General features: G+C 66.8%; 13 protein-coding genes. 4 read left to right on the top strand and 9 right to left on the bottom strand.

Annotation, left to right across the window (positions count from 1 at the left end; translation table 11 throughout):
• Positions 1 to 12: 12 nt before the first annotated feature.
• The 4 genes from LOZ74_RS03570 to LOZ74_RS03555 are packed head-to-tail and all read left to right on the top strand — an operon-like array spanning position 13 to position 6,250.
• Positions 13 to 762, top strand: coding sequence for a thioredoxin domain-containing protein (locus LOZ74_RS03570; RefSeq protein ID WP_230292931.1), 750 nt, complete (start codon positions 13 to 15; stop codon positions 760 to 762).
• A 28-nt stretch (positions 763 to 790) separates the two neighbouring features.
• Positions 791 to 4,222: a chromosome segregation SMC family protein gene (locus tag LOZ74_RS03565; protein WP_230292930.1), complete on the top strand. Its 3,432-nt coding sequence runs from the start codon at positions 791 to 793 to the stop codon at positions 4,220 to 4,222.
• Positions 4,219 to 4,713, top strand: a complete 495-nt coding sequence (locus LOZ74_RS03560) for a PH domain-containing protein (protein WP_230292929.1) — start codon at positions 4,219 to 4,221, stop codon at positions 4,711 to 4,713. Before LOZ74_RS03565 ends, LOZ74_RS03560 begins: the two co-directional genes overlap by 4 nt.
• On the top strand, positions 4,706 to 6,250 hold the full coding sequence (locus LOZ74_RS03555; RefSeq protein ID WP_230292928.1) for a PH domain-containing protein: 1,545 nt from the start codon (positions 4,706 to 4,708) through the stop codon (positions 6,248 to 6,250). The genes LOZ74_RS03560 and LOZ74_RS03555 overlap by 8 nt, the downstream gene beginning before the upstream one ends.
• A gap of 4 nt (positions 6,251 to 6,254) precedes the next feature.
• On the opposite strand, the gene ftsA is transcribed toward LOZ74_RS03555, so the two are convergent.
• The 9 genes from ftsA to LOZ74_RS03510 all read right to left on the bottom strand — a co-directional run bounded on the left by ftsA (position 6,255) and on the right by LOZ74_RS03510 (position 16,984).
• Entirely contained in the window at positions 6,255 to 7,535 is a 1,281-nt protein-coding gene (gene ftsA, locus LOZ74_RS03550; protein WP_370638869.1) for a cell division protein FtsA, read from the bottom strand.
• 9 nt (positions 7,536 to 7,544) lie between these two features.
• Positions 7,545 to 8,522 (bottom strand): cell division protein FtsQ/DivIB, encoded by a 978-nt coding sequence (locus LOZ74_RS03545; RefSeq protein WP_230292926.1) that lies wholly within the window; start codon positions 8,520 to 8,522, stop codon positions 7,545 to 7,547.
• Complete coding sequence (murB, locus tag LOZ74_RS03540; RefSeq protein WP_230293803.1) at positions 8,519 to 9,493, bottom strand: UDP-N-acetylmuramate dehydrogenase; 975 nt, start codon at positions 9,491 to 9,493, stop codon at positions 8,519 to 8,521. The genes LOZ74_RS03545 and murB overlap by 4 nt, the downstream gene beginning before the upstream one ends.
• On the bottom strand, positions 9,493 to 10,851 hold the full coding sequence (murC, locus tag LOZ74_RS03535; RefSeq protein ID WP_230293802.1) for a UDP-N-acetylmuramate--L-alanine ligase: 1,359 nt from the start codon (positions 10,849 to 10,851) through the stop codon (positions 9,493 to 9,495). Before murC ends, murB begins: the two co-directional genes overlap by 1 nt.
• A gap of 68 nt (positions 10,852 to 10,919) precedes the next feature.
• Positions 10,920 to 12,134 carry an undecaprenyldiphospho-muramoylpentapeptide beta-N-acetylglucosaminyltransferase gene (gene murG, locus LOZ74_RS03530; RefSeq protein ID WP_230292925.1) on the bottom strand — a complete coding sequence of 405 codons (1,215 nt, stop codon included), beginning with the start codon at positions 12,132 to 12,134 and terminating at the stop codon, positions 10,920 to 10,922.
• Positions 12,131 to 13,351 (bottom strand): FtsW/RodA/SpoVE family cell cycle protein, encoded by a 1,221-nt coding sequence (locus tag LOZ74_RS03525; protein ID WP_370638868.1) that lies wholly within the window; start codon positions 13,349 to 13,351, stop codon positions 12,131 to 12,133. The genes murG and LOZ74_RS03525 overlap by 4 nt, the downstream gene beginning before the upstream one ends.
• Positions 13,348 to 14,745 carry a UDP-N-acetylmuramoyl-L-alanine--D-glutamate ligase gene (gene murD, locus LOZ74_RS03520; protein WP_230292924.1) on the bottom strand — a complete coding sequence of 466 codons (1,398 nt, stop codon included), beginning with the start codon at positions 14,743 to 14,745 and terminating at the stop codon, positions 13,348 to 13,350. The genes LOZ74_RS03525 and murD overlap by 4 nt, the downstream gene beginning before the upstream one ends.
• On the bottom strand, positions 14,742 to 15,803 hold the full coding sequence (gene mraY, locus LOZ74_RS03515; protein WP_230292923.1) for a phospho-N-acetylmuramoyl-pentapeptide-transferase: 1,062 nt from the start codon (positions 15,801 to 15,803) through the stop codon (positions 14,742 to 14,744). Before mraY ends, murD begins: the two co-directional genes overlap by 4 nt.
• 143 nt (positions 15,804 to 15,946) lie before the next feature.
• The gene (locus tag LOZ74_RS03510) at positions 15,947 to 16,984 is read right to left on the bottom strand and encodes a hypothetical protein (RefSeq protein WP_230292922.1); all 1,038 of its coding nucleotides are present in this window, start codon (positions 16,982 to 16,984) and stop codon (positions 15,947 to 15,949) included.
• Positions 16,985 to 16,994 lie beyond the last annotated feature (10 nt).

Here is a 16,994-nt window from a genome sequence, read left to right as displayed (position 1 = left end):
GGAAAGATTTCGATGATCAAAGCCCGTTTCAACCGCCCGCTCCTCGCCCTTGCGCTTGCGCCGCTGGCGATGCTGGCTGCCTGCAATTCCGCCGAAGAGGCGACCGTCGGTTCGGTCGAAAGCGATCCGGTAGAGGCTGTGCCCGCTCCCGAAGGGCAAAGCTGGTCGCAGATCGTGGTGCCGACCGAACAGGGCGGGTACCTGATGGGCAATCCCGACGCGCCGATCAAATTCGTCGAATATGGCGCGCTGTCGTGCTCGCACTGCGCCGATTTCGCCGAGACCGCGGGCGAGGAACTGCGCAGCGAATATGTCGACAGCGGCCGGGTCAGCTTTGAACTGCGCTTTGTCATGCTGAACGCGATGGACGTGCCCGCCGCATTGCTGGCGCAATGCTCCGCACCCGAAGCGACGATCGCGCTGGCCGACCAGTTCTGGGCAAATCAGGCGATGTTCTTCCAGAATGCGCAGCAGGCGGGCGACGGGGCGTTCCAGCAGGTTTCGGCCCTGCCCCCCGAACAGCGCCTTGTAGCCATGGCGCAATTGTTCGGCATGACCGATTTCTTCGCAGCGCGCGGCGTTTCGCGCGATCAGGCCAATGCCTGCCTGACCGATCTGGATGCGGCGCAAAAATTCGTCGAAACGTCGAACGGGTACGAGGTAACCTCGACCCCGACGCTGGAAATCAACGGCACGCGGCTGACCGGCGCTCCCACCTGGGAAGAGCTGGAGCCTGCCCTGCAACGCGCCGGCGCCCGCTGATGGGGCATGGCGGCGACACTGTGATCTGATGCAGTTTCGCCGCCTGCGCCTTTCCGGATTCAAAAGCTTTGTCGAACCGGCAGAGCTGCGGATCGAACCGGGGCTGACCGGCGTCGTCGGCCCCAACGGTTGCGGCAAATCCAATCTTCTCGAAGCGATCCGCTGGGTCATGGGCGAAAGCTCGGCCAAGTCGATGCGCGGATCGGGGATGGAGGATGTGATCTTTGCGGGCACGGCCAGCCGCCCGCCCCGCAGCTTTGCCGAAGTCTCCCTGCTGACCGAAAGCGCCGATGGCGAGGAATTCGACGTCACTCGCCGGATCGAGCGGGGCGCGGGCAGCGCCTATCGCCTGAACGGCAGCGATGTCAGGGCCAAGGATATCGCGCTGATGTTCGCCGATGCGGCGACCGGCGCGCACAGCCCCGCGCTGGTATCGCAGGGCCGCATTGCCGCGGTGATTGCTGCCAAGCCCGCCGAACGCCGCCAGATGCTGGAGGAAGCCGCGGGCATTTCGGGCCTGCATGTCCGGCGCAAGGATGCCGAACAAAAGCTGCGCGCGACCGAAAACAATCTTGCCCGGCTTGAGGATTTGCTCGCCCAGCTCGACAGCCGGATGGGCAGCTTGCGGCGGCAGGCCAGGGCGGCGGAAAAATATCGCGAGCTGTCGGACCAGATCCGCGTGGCCGAAGCGCAAGTGCTGTTCGCGCGCTGGCGCGAGGCGGCGGCGGCGGCAGATGCGGCGCGGGCCCTTGCAAAAGAGAGCGAGGCAGCGGTGACCGCCGCGCAGGCCGCGACCTCTGCCGCGCAGCATGCCCAGCAGGCCAATGCGGTCCGGCTGGCGCAGGCGCGCGAGGACATGGCCGACCGGCGCGACGATGTATCGGCACAGGCGAACCTGTTGACCATGCTGACCGGCAGGCTGGAAGCGGCGCAGGAAAGGCTGGCCGATCTGGACCGGCAATATGCGCGGCTGAACAAGGATGAGGGCGACGCGGAGGAAAACACCCGCAATGCCGCCGAAGCCATGGCGCGGTTGACCCGGGAAATCGCCGCCAGCCAGCGCAATCTGACCGAAGATGAGCAGCGGCGCCCGAAGCTGGCTGCCGCGCAGGACGATGCCGAACGCGCGGGCCGCGTCGCCGAACTGGCACTGGCGCAGGCGACTGCCGATCAGGCGCGGGTCGAGGCCGACTGGCGCGTGGCCGAGGCTGCCGTCGCGCAGGCGCAGAACAGTTTGGCGCGTGCCCGGCGCGAGCTGGAGCGGAGCGAGGCCGAGCGCGACGGATTGGGTAGCGAGGAAGAGGCGAATGCCGCATTGCAGGCCGCCTCTGCCCGCGTCGAACAGGCCAGCGCCGCGCGCGCCGCCGCGCGCGCCGCGATCGACGAAGCGCGCATCGCCCGCGACGCCGCCAGCGCCCGCCGCGACGCCAGTGCCAGCGCGCTCGCCTCTGCCCGTGCCGAGCTGGCGGGCGTGGAGCGCGAGCACGATGCGCTGCTGCGCGACCGCACCGCGCGTGAAAAGGCCGACAAGGGCGCGAAGGGGCGCAAGCGCGCGATCGACGCGGTCAAGGCCGCGCCCGGTTACGAACGCGCCCTTGCCGCCGCCCTTGGGCGCGACGGTGCGGCCCTGCTGGCCGCGCCCGCCGATGGCGAGGAAGGGCGGTTTTGGACCGGCTCTGCCGTGCCGCAGCCGCATGGCGAAAGCCTTGCCGCCCATGTGACCGATGCACCGCCCGAATTGCAGGCCCGTCTGGCGCTGGTGCGCGTGGCGGACGAGGATAAGGGTCAGGCGCTGGAGCCCGGCGAATGGCTGGTGACCCGCGCGGGCGCCCTGCGACGGTGGGACGGTTTCGTCGTGCGCGGCGAAGGCGCGGCGGAAGCGGCCATGCTGGAGGCTGCGAACCGGCTGGATGCGCTGGCCGCGCGCTTGCCCGCTTTGCGCGATGGCCTGGCCAAGGCGGAAAGCGACCAAACCGATGCCAGCGCCGCATTCGAACTGGCGCGCGAGGCCAATGCCGACGCGGAGCGGGCCATGACGGCGGCGGCGGACGAGGAACGATCTGCCATGATGGCGCGCGGTCAGGCAGAGGCGGCGCTGGACCGTTTGCAACGCGCCCGCGCCGATCTGGCCGGGCGGCTGACCGAACTGGCCGCCCGCGTCGACACGGCAAGGGAAGAGCTGGCCGATGCCGAAAGCCAGCGCAGGGCCCTGCCCGATCCCACCGTGCAGCGGCAGGCGAGCGAGGCAGCGCGCGCGCGCAACGATGCCGCCCGCACCCGCCTGCAACAGGCGATGGCCGAACATGCCGCGCTGGAACAGGCGCTGGCCGTGGGGCAGGAACGCATCAATGCGATGCGCACCGACATGCGCGGCTGGGAAGCGCGTTCGGGCGATGCCGCCCGCCGTCTGGCCGATGTCGCCCGCCGGCGCGAAGAGATCGAGGAAGAGCGCGCCATCACTGCCGCCAAGCCCGAAGCCCTGATGCAGGATATCGAGCAGGCAAGCGCGGCGCGCGACCGGTTGACGGCCGAGCTGGACAAGGCGCAGGCCGCCCATTCCGCCGCCGAGGCCGCCGCGCGCGAGGCCGATGCCGCCTTCGCTGCCGCCAATGAAACGCTGGCCGCCGCGCGCGAGGCCCGCGCCGGTGCCGCCGCCCGCGCCGAGAACGAGGAAGCCCGCCGCGGCGAGCTTGCCCGCGCCAGCGGCGAACGGTTCCACTGCCCGCCCCCGCTGCTGCCCGAACGCATCGGTTTCGACAGCGCAGAGGCCGCGACGATGTCCGCCGAACGCCATGCGCAGCAATTGGAAAGCCTGACCATTGCGCGCGAGCGGCTGGGCCCTGTCAATCTGGTCGCCGCGGACGAGCTGGCCGAGGCCGAGGCCCAGCACGGGTCGAGCGCCGCAGAACAGGCCGAACTGGCCGAAGCGGTGCACCGGCTGCGCGGATCCATCGGCAGCCTTAACCGCGAGGGGCGCGAACGGCTGCGCGCCGCATTCGACGCCGTGGACGACCATTTCCGATCGCTGTTCGCCACGCTGTTCGGCGGCGGTCAGGCGCATCTGGCGCTGGTCGACAGCGACGATCCGCTGGAGGCTGGCCTTGAAATCTATGCCCAGCCGCCGGGCAAGAAGCTGCAATCGCTGACCCTGTTGTCGGGCGGCGAACAGGCGCTGACCGCGGTGGCGCTGATCTTTGCGCTGTTCCTGACCAATCCGGCGCCGATCTGCGTTCTGGACGAGGTCGATGCGCCGCTGGACGATGCCAATATCGAACGTTTCTGCGACTTGCTGGAAGCGATGACGAAGCAGACGCAGACCCGTTACCTGATCGTAACCCACAATGCCGTAACCATGAGCCGTATGCACCGGCTGTTCGGTGTGACCATGGTGGAACAGGGCGTATCGCGCCTTGTCAGCGTGGATCTTGGCGGGGCAGAGGAATTGCTGGCCGCAGAATGAAGACGGACACCGATCAGGACAATATGACCCAGCCGCTGACCCCGCTGCACCCCTCGCACCGCACCGCGCTGATGATCGAGGGGGCGATCGTCGCCATCCCCCTGCTGATCGCGGGGGTCGTGATCGAAATCGCCGCGCCGCTGCCGATGGGCGTGGCCATCCTCCCTGCCGCTCTGGTCGCCCTGTGGTGCCTTGGCTGGGCGCCGATGCGCCGTTACCGGCACAAGGGGTTCGCGATGGGCGAGGACCGTTTGCGCGTGGTCAAGGGCTGGCTGTTTCACCGCGACACGGTGGTTCCGTTCGGGCGCGTGCAGCATATCGACGTGAACCGCGGGCCGGTCGAACGCATGCTGGGCCTGTCGACGCTGGTGCTGCACACGGCGGGCACGCATAACAGCTCGGTCACCTTGCCGGGCCTTTTAGACGAAGATGCCCAAGTCATGCGCGAGGCGATCCGCAGCCACATCACGCGCGAGACCGAGGGTGTCTGACCACGCGGAAACACGCCCGCCAACAGCGGGACAACGGACCGAGATTCTGGGCCTTGTCCCCGCGATCGGCAAATCGCTGGCGCAGGCCGTGTTCGCCATGGTCGCCGTCACCATCGGGTCGAGCGAATTGCGCAGCTATCCGCTGGCGCTGATCGGCATTGCCATGCTGGTAATCGGCGGAGCACTGGGTTCGGCGTTCCTGCGCTGGTGGCGGACCGAATATCGCGTGGGGGCCGACGACATCCGGCTGGAAACCGGCCTGCTCTCGCGCGAGGCGCGGTCGGTTCCCTATGAGCGGATACAGGATGTCAGCATTGCCGAACCGCTGCTGGCGCGGCTGCTGGGGCTGGTATCGGTCACTTTCGAGACGGGCGCAGGCGGCAAGGACGAGATCAGCCTTGCCTATGTCACCCGCGCAGAGGGCGAGCGGCTGCGCGCCGTGGTGCGGCGGCAGCATGAAGCGCCCCGCGCGGCGGTCGACGCGCCCGCCGATACAAAACTGTCCGCCCCGCCAGAAACGCCTGCGCAGACGCTGTTCGCCATGGATCTGAAGCGGGTCCTGCATTTCGGCGTGTTCGAGTTTTCGCTGGTGGTGCTGGCCGCCATCGGCGCGGCGTTGCAACAATTCGATTTCCTGCTGCCCTTCGACATATGGAGCGCGCGCTTCTGGACCGGATTGTTCGAAGTGCAGGCCGACACGATCCGCCATTGGGGCTTTATCGCGCAGGCGCTGGGCGCGGTGCTGGCCGTGGCATCGCTGCTGGTGCTGGGCGTGGCGACGGGCGTGGTGCGCACGGTGCTGCGCGATTACGATTTCCGGCTGGAGAAGACCGATCGCGGCTTCCGGCGGCGGCGGGGCCTGCTCAATCGCACCGATGTGGTCATGCCGGTTCACCGTGTGCAGGCGGGCGTGCTGGCGACGGGGCTGGTGCGGCGCTGGTTCGGCTGGCACTCGCTGGCCTTTGTCAGCCTTGCCAATGATGCGAAATCGGCCAGCCACGATGTCGCCCCCTTTGCCCAGCCGGACGAAATCGCGCCGGTCGCGCGCGCGGCACGGATCGCGCTGCCGGGGCCGGAAACGCAATGGCACCGTCCCAGTGCGCGCCCGTGGGTCGACTGCTTCGCGCTGTTCGCCGTGGTGCTGATCGCGGCAGGCGCGGGCATGATGATCGGCGGGGTCGACTGGTGGTACACGCCATGGCTGGTGGTGCCGGTGCTGGCGGGATTGTTCACCCTCAACTGGATGCGGCGCGGCTGGGCAATGGAGGACGGGCAGGTCTTTGTCCGCACTGGCCTGCTGGCCCCCGTGATTACCTCTGCCCCCGCGATCAAGCTGCAAAGCGTGGAGATCGCGCGGGGGCCCCTGGGCATGCTGCGCGGCTATGTCGCGCTGAAATGCGGGCTGGCGGGCGGCAGTCTGGAGTTGGACGGGCTGATGGCCGAAACGGCGGAAAGCCTGCGGCAGGCGATACTGGCCGAAATCGCGCGGGTCGATTTCTCGCGGCTCAATACGCCCCAACCCGCGGTCAACAGCTGACCGGTCAGAAATATTCGCGAATGGCGCGCATCAACCTTGCGGGCAGGGTCATGCGCGCAAAACGGCTTGCGCTTTGCCAGCCGCCCGCGCTGGTGCGGATGTCCAGCGGGTCTGCCGCGGCATAGAGCACCAGTCCCGACAGGCTGGCGAAACCCGGTGTCGCATGCGCTTCGGGCAGGCCGCTCATCCTGGGGGCCGCACCGGTGCGTACCGGCTTGGCCAGCGATTGCTGCATGTAATCGGCCAGCCCCGCCAGCTCGCCGCCGCCGCCCGTCAGCACGATCTGCCGCCCGTTGCCGCCACGCCCCGTCACGAAACCCAGCGATTTCAACGTCGCCGCCACGTCCTGTGTCCAGCGGGCAAGCTGGCTGTTGATCACCGCCACCAGATCGGCGCGCAGGATCGTTTCGGCGCTTTCGGCGCCCCCCCGCTCGCCCACATTGCCCAAGGGAATGCGTTCGCGGTGGTCGGTCGGGCTGGCGATGGCCGATCCATAGACGCATTTCAGCCGTTCGGCCTGCGTGCGGCGCACGCCGAAAGCCGACGCGATGGCATCGGTGATGTCGCCCGATCCGTAGGCCAGCACCGACATGCCCACCAGCACGCCGCCGACATGAACCGATACATGCGTCACCTCTGCCCCGAAATCGACCATGGCGACGCCGAGCTCGCGCTCTTCCTCTGACAGGCAGGCGTGGCCGGTTGCGATCCCTGCACCGACGACGCCCTCGACATTCAGGTGGGCGTTTTGCACCGCTTCCATCAGATTGCGCAAAGGCCCCGTCTCGGCCTCCATCACATGGACGGCGACAGCCAGACGTTCGGCATGCAACCCGCGCGGATTGCCCACGCCATGCGCACCGTCGAGGATGTAATGCGCCGGCTGCGCATGCAGCACCACGCGCGGCGCACCCGCAGGCGGGATGATCTGTTCACGCGCATCGTTCATCAGATATTCGATGTCGTCCTGATCGATGCGGCGCCCGCCCACTTCCAGTTCGATTTCGCGGATTTCGGACAACAGGCCCGCGTTGCCGCAGCCGATCCACACCGATTCCACCTGCGCATCGGCGGCGCGTTCGGCGCGTTCGATGGCATCGCGGATCGCATGGGTCGCCGCATCCATATCGGTAACATAGCCGCGCCGGATGCCCTCTGCCGCGCGGTGGCCGCTGCCCAGCACGACCAGCTCGCCATCGGCCGTCAGCCCCGCGATCATGGCGGAAATACGGAACGAGCCGATATCGACCGCCCCGATGGTCTTTTCTATGCGCATCGCACCCATGGTCCCCGCTTAGCCCCCGATCTCTTCGCCCGATTCCTGTGCCGCCGCGGCCTGCGCAGCCTCACGCTCCAGCCGCTTGCGCTGTGCTTCCATCTCGGCCTCTTCCGCCGCGCGGCCCGGCACGCGCATATAGATGCGGTCGTCGGCGCGCATGTCGAACACGGTCACCTTGCCGCCCAGCAGGCGGTTCATCCCGTCCATCCGGGCAAAGCTGACCAGCGCGTCCGACGATTCCTTGTCCCCCTCGGGCAAGGCGACGACCTGCCCCGTCTTGAAGGTCAGGTTCCAGCGGCGATGGCCGACCCATTCGGCGGCGCGCACCTGCGGTTTCAGCGCAGGCGCGGCATCCAGCAATTCGGACAGTTCGGCAGCCCGTTCTGCCGCGCCGTCGCCCGACAGCACCAGCATCTTTTCCGCTTCGCCGCGCTTCACCGGTTGCAGGCGGTGGCCCGACGGGTCGATCAGCACGAATTCCTCCCCCTCTTGCAGCACGGCATGGGGGCGGCGTTCGACGATGTCGATGACCAGCGTATCGGGCAGCTGGCGCGATACGCGCGCATCGGCCACCCACGGCAATTGCAGCAGTTCCCCGCGCAATTCATCCACATCCATCAGGGGCATGGGCACCTGTTGCGCGGCGACGGCGCGTTCATAGATCGCCTGCCGGTCCATCCGGTCCACGCCGCGCACTTCTACCTTGCGCACGGTAAAGCCCGCCTCGTCCGCCATGCCGCCCACGCGGTCGCGCACCGCTTCGGGCAGGCCCGCATAGATGGCCAGCGCGACCAGAGAGGCGGCCGCCAGCAGCACGAATATGCCGATGAAGAATTTCTGCAGGCCGGTTTCGGAAATCGGCACCTTGTTCCATGCTGCACCGACCGCGCCGCCGGTCTTCTGCTTTGCGCCCTGAACCGCACGGGCCTTGCCCTTGGCGGCGGTGGCGCGGCGCACGCCCTTGCCGCCGCGACGGATGGTGGTCGCGCTCATCGTGCAGCCTCCTCGCAGGCAACGTCTTCGGCGGTTAGCCCGACCCGGCGGATTTCCCATTCCAGTTCGATGCCGCTGTTGTCGCGGACTCGGCGGCGCACTTCCTCGCCCAATGCCTCGATATCGGCGCTGGTGGCGTGGCCGTTGTTGATCAGGAAATTGGTGTGCTTCTCGCTCACTTGCGCGTCACCGATGGAAAGCCCGCGGCAACCCGCGCGGTCGACCAGTTCCCATGCGCGTTCGCCCGGCGGGTTCTTGAAGGTCGAACCGCCGGTCTTGGTGCGCAACGGCTGCGACGCTTCGCGCGCGGCGCTGATGCGGTCCATCTCGGCCTGAATGACGGCAGGTTCGCCCCTTTCCCCGCGCATGGTGGCGCTGGTGACGATCGCCCCTTCGGGCAGGTCCGAATGGCGATAGCTGTAATTGAGATCCTCGGGCGTGAATACGCGCCGTTCGCCGCTGGGCAGCACGGCTTCGCATTCGATCAATATGTCCTTCACCTCGCGCCCATAGGCGCCGCCGTTCATGCGCACGAAGCCGCCCACCGAGCCGGGAATGGATTTCAGGAATTCCAGCCCCGCGATGCCATGGTCTCGCGCGCTGGAACTGGCCAGCACGCCCGATGTGCCGCCGCCCATTTTCAGCGTCAGACTGTCGATTGTCTCGACTCCCGAAAACCCCTTGCCCAGCCGCACGACCACGCCGTTCACGCCGCCGTCGCGGATGATCAGGTTCGAACCCAGCCCCAGCCCCATCACCGGCACCCAATCGGGCAGCGCCGTCATAAAGGCGGCCAGATCGTCGGTATCGACCGGCTCGAACAGCAATTCGGCAGGGCCGCCGGTTTTGAACCATGTCAGCTTTGCCAGCGGAGCATTCTGTGTCAGCCGCCCGCGCGGGCGCGGCAGCGTAAAGCTGCCCTGGCGCAGCGACAGTTGCAGATCGCCGATGTCCTGGGGACTGCTGGCCATCATCGCCTCTTGCCTACCTCATCCGCCAGATCGGCGGCCCAGCGCGTGATATCGCCTGCGCCAAGGCAGACCACGATGTCACCCGGTTCGATCATCGGGGCCAGCGTGTCGGCCAGCGCGGCGGCATCCTCGACAATGCCGGTGTGGCGATGGCCGCGTTCCTTCAGCCCCGCGACCAGCGCCTCGGCGCTCGCACCCTCAATCGGCTGTTCGCCCGCGGCATAGACGGGGGTGATATAAACGATATCGGCATCGTTGAACGCGCTCTGGAATTCTTCCATATGGTCGTTCAGGCGCGAAAACCGGTGCGGCTGCGCCACGGCGATCACGCGATTGCGCGCCCCTTCGCGGGCAGCGGAAAGCACGGCGCGGATTTCGACCGGATGGTGGCCGTAATCGTCGATCACGACGGCAGGATCGGCTCCGTCAAAGGCAATCTCGCCCACTTTGGTAAAGCGCCGGCGCACGCCGCCGAAACGGGCGAAACCGTCGCGGATCGTATCGTGCACGCATTGCATCTCCACCGCCACCGCCACGGCGGCCAGCGCGTTCAGCACATTGTGGCGGCCCGGCATGGGCAATTCGATCCCCTCGATCCGCTCCACGCTGCCGTCGCGCTGGCGCAGCACCGCGTCGAAACGGTTGCCGCCGGGGAACGGGGTCACATTCTCGGCCCGCACGTCGGCCTGCGCCGAAAAGCCATAGGTGACCGTGCGCCGGTCGCGGATCTTGGGCAGGATCGCCTGTACTTCCGGATGGTCGAGACACAGCACTGCCGCGCCATAGAACGGCACATTTTCGACAAATTCGACGAAAGCATCCTTCACCGCGTCGAAGCTGCCGTAATGGTCGAGGTGTTCGGGATCGATGTTGGTGACGACCGCGATGGTGCCGTCCAGCCGCAGAAAGCTGCCGTCGCTTTCGTCCGCCTCCACCACCATCCAGTCGGATTCGCCCACGCGCGCGTTCGAGCCATAGCTTTCGATGATGCCGCCATTGATCACGGTCGGGTCCACCCCGCCCGCGTCGAGCAAGGCCGCGATCATGGAGGTGGTGGTCGTCTTGCCATGCGTGCCCGCCACCGCGACCGTGCGTTTCAACCGCATCAGCTCTGCCAGCATTTCGGCGCGGCGGACGACGGGAATGCGCGCTTCCAGCGCGGCAACGACTTCGGGATTGGTCCGCTTGACCGCGGTTGAGATGACGAGGACGGCGACGCCCTCCACATTCTCCGCCTTTTGACCGATGGTAACGGGTATGCCCTTGGCCCGCAGGCTTTCGACCACGGCGCTCTCCCGCATGTCGCTGCCCTGCACCTTATAGCCGAGGTTGTGCATCACCTCGGCAATGCCCGACATGCCGATGCCGCCGATACCGGCGAAATGGATCGTCCCGATGTCGAGCAGCGGGTCGGAGGTAATCGCCTTCACTGCGCATCCTCCATCGCCTTGGTCGCGGCAGGCGCGGCGGTGGCGGCAGAGGTTTTTGCAGGCACGGACTTGCCGACCTTGATCACATCCATCAGCGGCGTGCCGCCGAAACCCTCGACCAGATCGGCCAGATCGCGTGCCGCATCGGGGCGTCCGCAAATCCACGAACGATGCGCGGCATTGGCCAGCGTCTCCGGCTCCTCGGCCATGGCCATCAGCTGCGCGGCCAGCGCGTCGGGCGTGAATTCGGGCTCGGCAATCGAAAGCGCCCCACCTGCCTCGGCCATCTCGCGGGCATTGGCGGTCTGGTGATCGTCCATCGCGATGGCGAGCGGGATCAGGATCGCGGGCCGGCCCACTGCCGTCAGCTCGGCAATGGTCGATGCACCCGCGCGGCCCACGAACAGATGCGCGTCGGCAAGGCGCTGGGCCATATCCTCGAAATAGGTGCCAAGCTCGGCGGGAATGCCGCTGTCGGCATAGGATGCGCGGACGGCCTCGATATCCTCGGGACGGCATTGCTGCGTGATCTGCAGGCGGCGGCGCATCTCTTCGGGCAGGACGGCGAAACCCTGCGGCACCACGCGGCTGAGGATGCGGGCACCCTGGCTGCCGCCGGTGACGAGCACGCGCAGCAGCCCCTCTTTCAGAAAGGGCGGAAAGCTCCGGTCGCGCAAGGCCAGCACTTCCTCGCGCACCGGATTGCCGACAAGATGGATCTTGCCCGCGGCCTTGGCGGGCATGCGGTCGATCCGTTCATAGGCAGTGGCGACTGCCGCCGCGCTGCCTGCCAGAAAGCGGTTCACGCGGCCCAGCACGGCGTTCTGTTCGTGGATTACGAACGGCACATTCGCGGCCTTCGCCGCCAGCAGCGTCGGCATCGCGGGATAGCCGCCGAAACCCACCACGCAGGCCGGCTCCATCTCGCGGATCAGGCGCAGCGCCATCGCGCGGCCCTTGCGGATTGCGTTCAGCCCGCGGATCTTGCCCAGAATGCCGCCATCCATGCGCCCTGCGGGCAGCACGAAGGCGTCCATGTCCTTTGGCATGCCGGGAATCGCCTCTCCCCGCGTATCGGTGACCAGCGCCACCTTGTGCCCGCGCGCGATCAGCTCGCTCGCAAGGGCAAAGGCGGGAATCATGTGGCCGCCGGTTCCTCCGGCTGCCAGAATATAATGGCGGGTCGCGCGCGGCGCGGCCTGCTTGCTCATCGTCTCATACCTCCATGGCCGACGGGCAGACCGTCGCGCGTAAGGAAAGGGTTGCGCCGCGTGACCGCCAGCAGCAGCCCCACCGTAAGGCAAAGCGCGATCATCGACGAGCCGCCATAGCTGATCAGCGGCAGGGTCATGCCCTTGGACGGAAAGAGTTGCAGGTTCACCGCGATATTGATGAATGCCTGCCCGCCCAGCAGCGAGGCCAGCCCCGTCCCCGCAAGGATCGTGAACAAGTCTTCCTCGTCCTTCAGCCGCCACAGCACGCGCACGACCAATGTGCAATAGAGCAGCGCGATGGCGCTGACCGCGATCAGGCCGAATTCCTCGCCAATGACCGACAAGATGTAATCGGTATGCGCTTCGGGCAGCGAATTCTTGCGCGTGCCCATCCACAGTCCCTGTCCGAACCACCCGCCCGACAGCATGGTGCGCCGCGCCAGATCGACCTGGCTATATGCCTCGCTGCCGCCCAGAAAGGCATCGATACGGTGGCGGGCATTGTCATAGAAGAAATAGGCCGCGATCACGATGGATACGATCAGCCCCACCGCGATCCCGATCCGCTGCACCGGCAGGCCCGCCGTGATCACCAGCACAAGGCATACGCCCGCCAGCAACATGGCGGTGCCGAAATCGGGTTGCAGCATCAGCAGCCCGACCGATGCGAGCAATATGCCGAAGCAGATCGCGATCGTCGGGATTTGCGGATCGCGCACGCGCCACGACAGGATCCACGCCAGCAACACCGCATAGGCGGGTTTATAGAATTCGGATGGCTGGAACGATGCGCCCACATTGATCCAGCGCCGCGCGCCGTTGATTTCATGCCCCACGAAAGGGGTGACGATCAGCAGGGCGAACATGCCGCAAGCCAGCAGGATCGCAAATCTGCGCGCATTGTCGCGCGACAGCATCGACGATCCGAACATCACCGCCAGACCCATGGTCAGCCATGCCAGATGCTGTTTGAAGAACATCAGATCGTCCAGCGTCTTGGCCGCCGTCGACAGGCGCTTGGCGCTGGCGGCCGACCCTGCGGCCACGCCGATGATCCCGACACCCATCAACGCCAGCACGGTGAACAGGATCACGCGGTCGATCTCTCGCCACCAGACCAGCAGATCGTGCATCCGCCCCTTGCGGCGGCGGGGATTGCGCTGGGCGATATGGACGCCGTCGGCGCCGCGTTCGAAATGGGGTGCAACGTTCAACTTTCCCGCTCCCCTTGGCTGTCGCCTTGTGCCAGCATGGCGACAAGGCTGACAAAGGCCTCACCGCGTTTTTCGTAATCGCGGAACTGGTCGAAACTGGCGCATGCGGGCGACAGCAGCACCACATCGCCCGGCTGCGCGGCAGCGGCGGCGGCGCGCACGGCCTCTCCCATCATCTCGGACCGCTGAACGGGCACGCGCCCTTCCAGCAGGCGGGTGAACATCGGCCCCGCCTCTCCGATCGTATAGGCCGCCGCGACATGGTCCAGCATTCCTTCGCATTCGCCCAGCGTGTCGCCCTTGGGCAGGCCGCCGACGATCCAGTGGATGCGCGCACGCCCGTCCTGCGGCGGATATGCCGCCAGCGCGGGCGCAGTAGAGGCCGGATTGGTCGCCTTGGAATCGTTGACGAAGGCGACCCCGCCAATCTCTGCCACCCGCTGCATGCGATGCGGCAGGCCGTGAAAGCTTTTCAGCCCTGCCTCGATCTCGGCCTCTTCCACGCCGAAACGGCGCGCGATGGCGACCGCGGCGGCGGCATTGCCGCGATTATGCGGCCCCTGCAGCGATGGCCATTCGTCGGGATTGCCGGGCAGGGACACATCCTCGATCACCACGGGCGAACGATGCGACAGCGCACGGGCGACTGGCGGCATTTGCAGGCTGGCCCGATCGACCAGCGCCATCGCCCTGGCATCCTGCATGCCGAACAGTCGCACCTTGCTTTCGGTATAGGCCTCGAAACTGCCGTCATAACGGTCGAGGTGATCGGGCGAGACATTCAGGATCGCCGCAGCCTCGCACGACAGGCTGTCGGTAATGTCGATCTGATAGCTCGACAATTCGAACACATAGATCGCCGGGCCCTTGTCATTGGGCTTGAGCGCGCTGGTCGACAGCACGGGAATGCCGATATTGCCACCCAGCCGCGTGGCATAGCCCGCGCTTTGCAGCAGATGGTGCAGCAGCGCGCAAGTCGTCGACTTGCCATTGGTGCCGGTGATCCCCGCCACCTTGTGCGACGGCAGCAGCGGGCGGGCCTGTGCGAACAGTTCGATGTCGCCGATGATGGCAACGCCGGTGGCGCGGGCGATATCGGTAACCGGATGCTTGTTCAGCGGTACGCCGGGCGACACGACGATCCCGTCGAAACCGGCCACCGAGTAACGGTCGATCTCTCCCACCCGCAACAGGCCGCGGCAATCGCCCGCCAGCTGCTCGGCCAGGCGGCGCGCATCGGGGTCGCGGTCCCACGCCAGAACGCGCGCACCCGCGTCGCAAAGCGCGCGGATCGCGGCCATGCCGGTGCGGGCCAGCCCCAGAACGGCATAATTGCGCCCCGCGAAAACGGCAGGTGGCAGAATAGCCGAAGAGGAGGCGCCGGTTTCGCTCATCGCACCTTCAATGTCGCAAGGCCGATCACGGCCAGCACGATGGCCACGATCCAGAACCGGACGACCACGGTGGATTCGGCCCAGCCCTTTTGTTCGAAATGATGGTGGATCGGGGCCATCCGGAAAACGCGGCGGCCGGTACGCTTGAACCAGAACACCTGCACGATCACCGATACGGCTTCCAGCACGAACAGCCCGCCGACGATGCCCAGCACCACTTCGTGATGGGCGGCGACCGCGATCGTGCCCAATGCCCCGCCCAGCGCCAGCGAACCCGTATCGCCCATGAACACGGCAGCCGGCGGCGCGTTGAACCACAGAAAGGCGAGCCCCGCCCCGATGATCGCGGCACACAGGATGGCCAGTTCACCCGCGCCTTCGACATAGGGGATGCCCAGATAGGCCGAGTAATCGGCGCGGCCCACCAGATAGGCGATGATTGCAAATGTGCCGCTGGCGATGATGACGGGCATGATGGCCAGACCGTCCAGCCCGTCGGTCAGGTTCACCGCATTGCCCGCCCCCACGATCACGAAAGCGGCGAACAGGTAATAGAACGGCCCCAGCGGAATGCCGAAGCTGACGAAAGGCAGATAGAGCGTCGTCTCTCCCACCACCAGCCAGGCCGCGATGCCCGCGATCACGAATTCGCCCAGCAGCCGCACCTTGCCCGATACGCCCTTGTGGCTGGCCTTGCGCACCTTGTCGTAATCGTCGAGGAAACCGATCAGTCCGAAACCCAGCGTGACCGCGATACAGGCCCACACCTGCCAGCTGGACAGGTCCATCCACAGGAACATCGAAACCGATACGGCGGCCATGATCAGCAGCCCGCCCATGGTCGGGGTGCCGCGCTTGGCCAGATGGGTCTGCGGCCCGTCCAGCCGGATCGGCTGCCCCTTGCCCTGCCGCACGCGCAACAGATCGATAAAGCGCGGGCCGATGATCAGCCCGATCGCCAGCGCGGTCAGCAGGCAGGCGCCCGCGCGAAAGCTCTGGTAACGGACAAGATTGGCCAGCCCTTCGAATTCGAGCCACTGGGCGATCAGGTAAAGCATTTGCGCTCCTCGGGCACCGCTTCAAACTTGCGGTAACGCAGCCATAGGCAATGGGCTATGCCAACGGCCATGTGAAGCGCCCCTTTCAGCCTTTCCCCACCTGAACGACGGCTGGATTTGCCCCTGTTGGCGGGGTTGTCGACCTAAACCGCCACGGCGAGCGGCTGTTCATCCTCTTCCACATGGCCGCACAGGGCCAGTGCCGCCGCGCCAAGCGAAGCGCCCGCCGCGCGCATCGCGCCCATAATGGCCAGCGATTCCAGCGCGTCGCCTTCCTCGAACAGCCCTTCGGCGAGCGACCAGCACATTGCGCGGCCCATCATATCGGCAGTGACCAGCACCGAACCGTCGTCCAGCGTCACCGTGTCGATCAGGCGGATGTCGGCGCTGGGCTTGCGTCCATAGCCATAGACCTGCGCGCCCGCATCGAGCGCGGCGGCACGCCAAGCAGCAAAATCGCAGCTGTCGGCAGGCAGCACGGCCGCGCCGCCTGCCTGCAACGTGGCTGCGATGCTTTCGCCCACCTTGTGATCCAGCGTCGGGCCCGACACGAACAGATGCGGGCGCAGCGCGCGGGCATCGTCGGCATTGTCGAGTGTGAAGATCGCATGGTTGCGGTCGGCCGCCAGCGTGCACAGCGAAGCCGCCATGCCCAGTTCGGCATCCGCGCTCCACGCCATGCCGCGGCTGGCGCGGTCCAGCGCATCGTGCAGCACCGTATCGATGATCGAATCCGCCGCGAAACCGGCCAGCGCCGTCATCGTGGCGCGCGATCGGTTGCGCGATGCCCGCGCGATGCGGGCCAGCGCCAGATGGATATCGTCGACCAGCACATGCGGCCCGCGCAGGCGGTGCACCGAAAGACAGCCGGCCGCGCCGTTCTGCAGCGCTGCCATCGCATCGACCTCGCCCTGCGCGATATACAGGGAACCGCGCTGCACCTCACCGGGGGTGAAGGCGACATGGTTGGCCGCGAAATCGCCATGCACCGTGCCATCGGCAGCCATCGCCAGCGTATGGGCACGCCACAGCGGACGCTCGCCGCCCGCGTCGCTTTCCTCGATAATCGCCATTCGCATCGCATCGGGCACGGGCCTGATGGTCTTGAGCGCAGGGTTCTTGACCGCTGCGTTCTTGACAGGCTGGCTCTTCAGGGCGGCGGTCTTGAGGACGGATTTCATTTGAGCTCCA

The sequence above is a fragment of the Croceicoccus sp. Ery5 genome (genome assembly GCF_020985325.1).
In the GTDB taxonomy this organism is placed as follows: domain Bacteria; phylum Pseudomonadota; class Alphaproteobacteria; order Sphingomonadales; family Sphingomonadaceae; genus Croceicoccus.
The sequence above is the reverse complement of the archived record's forward strand: the minus strand, read 5'-3'. Positions and strand labels throughout refer to the sequence as shown.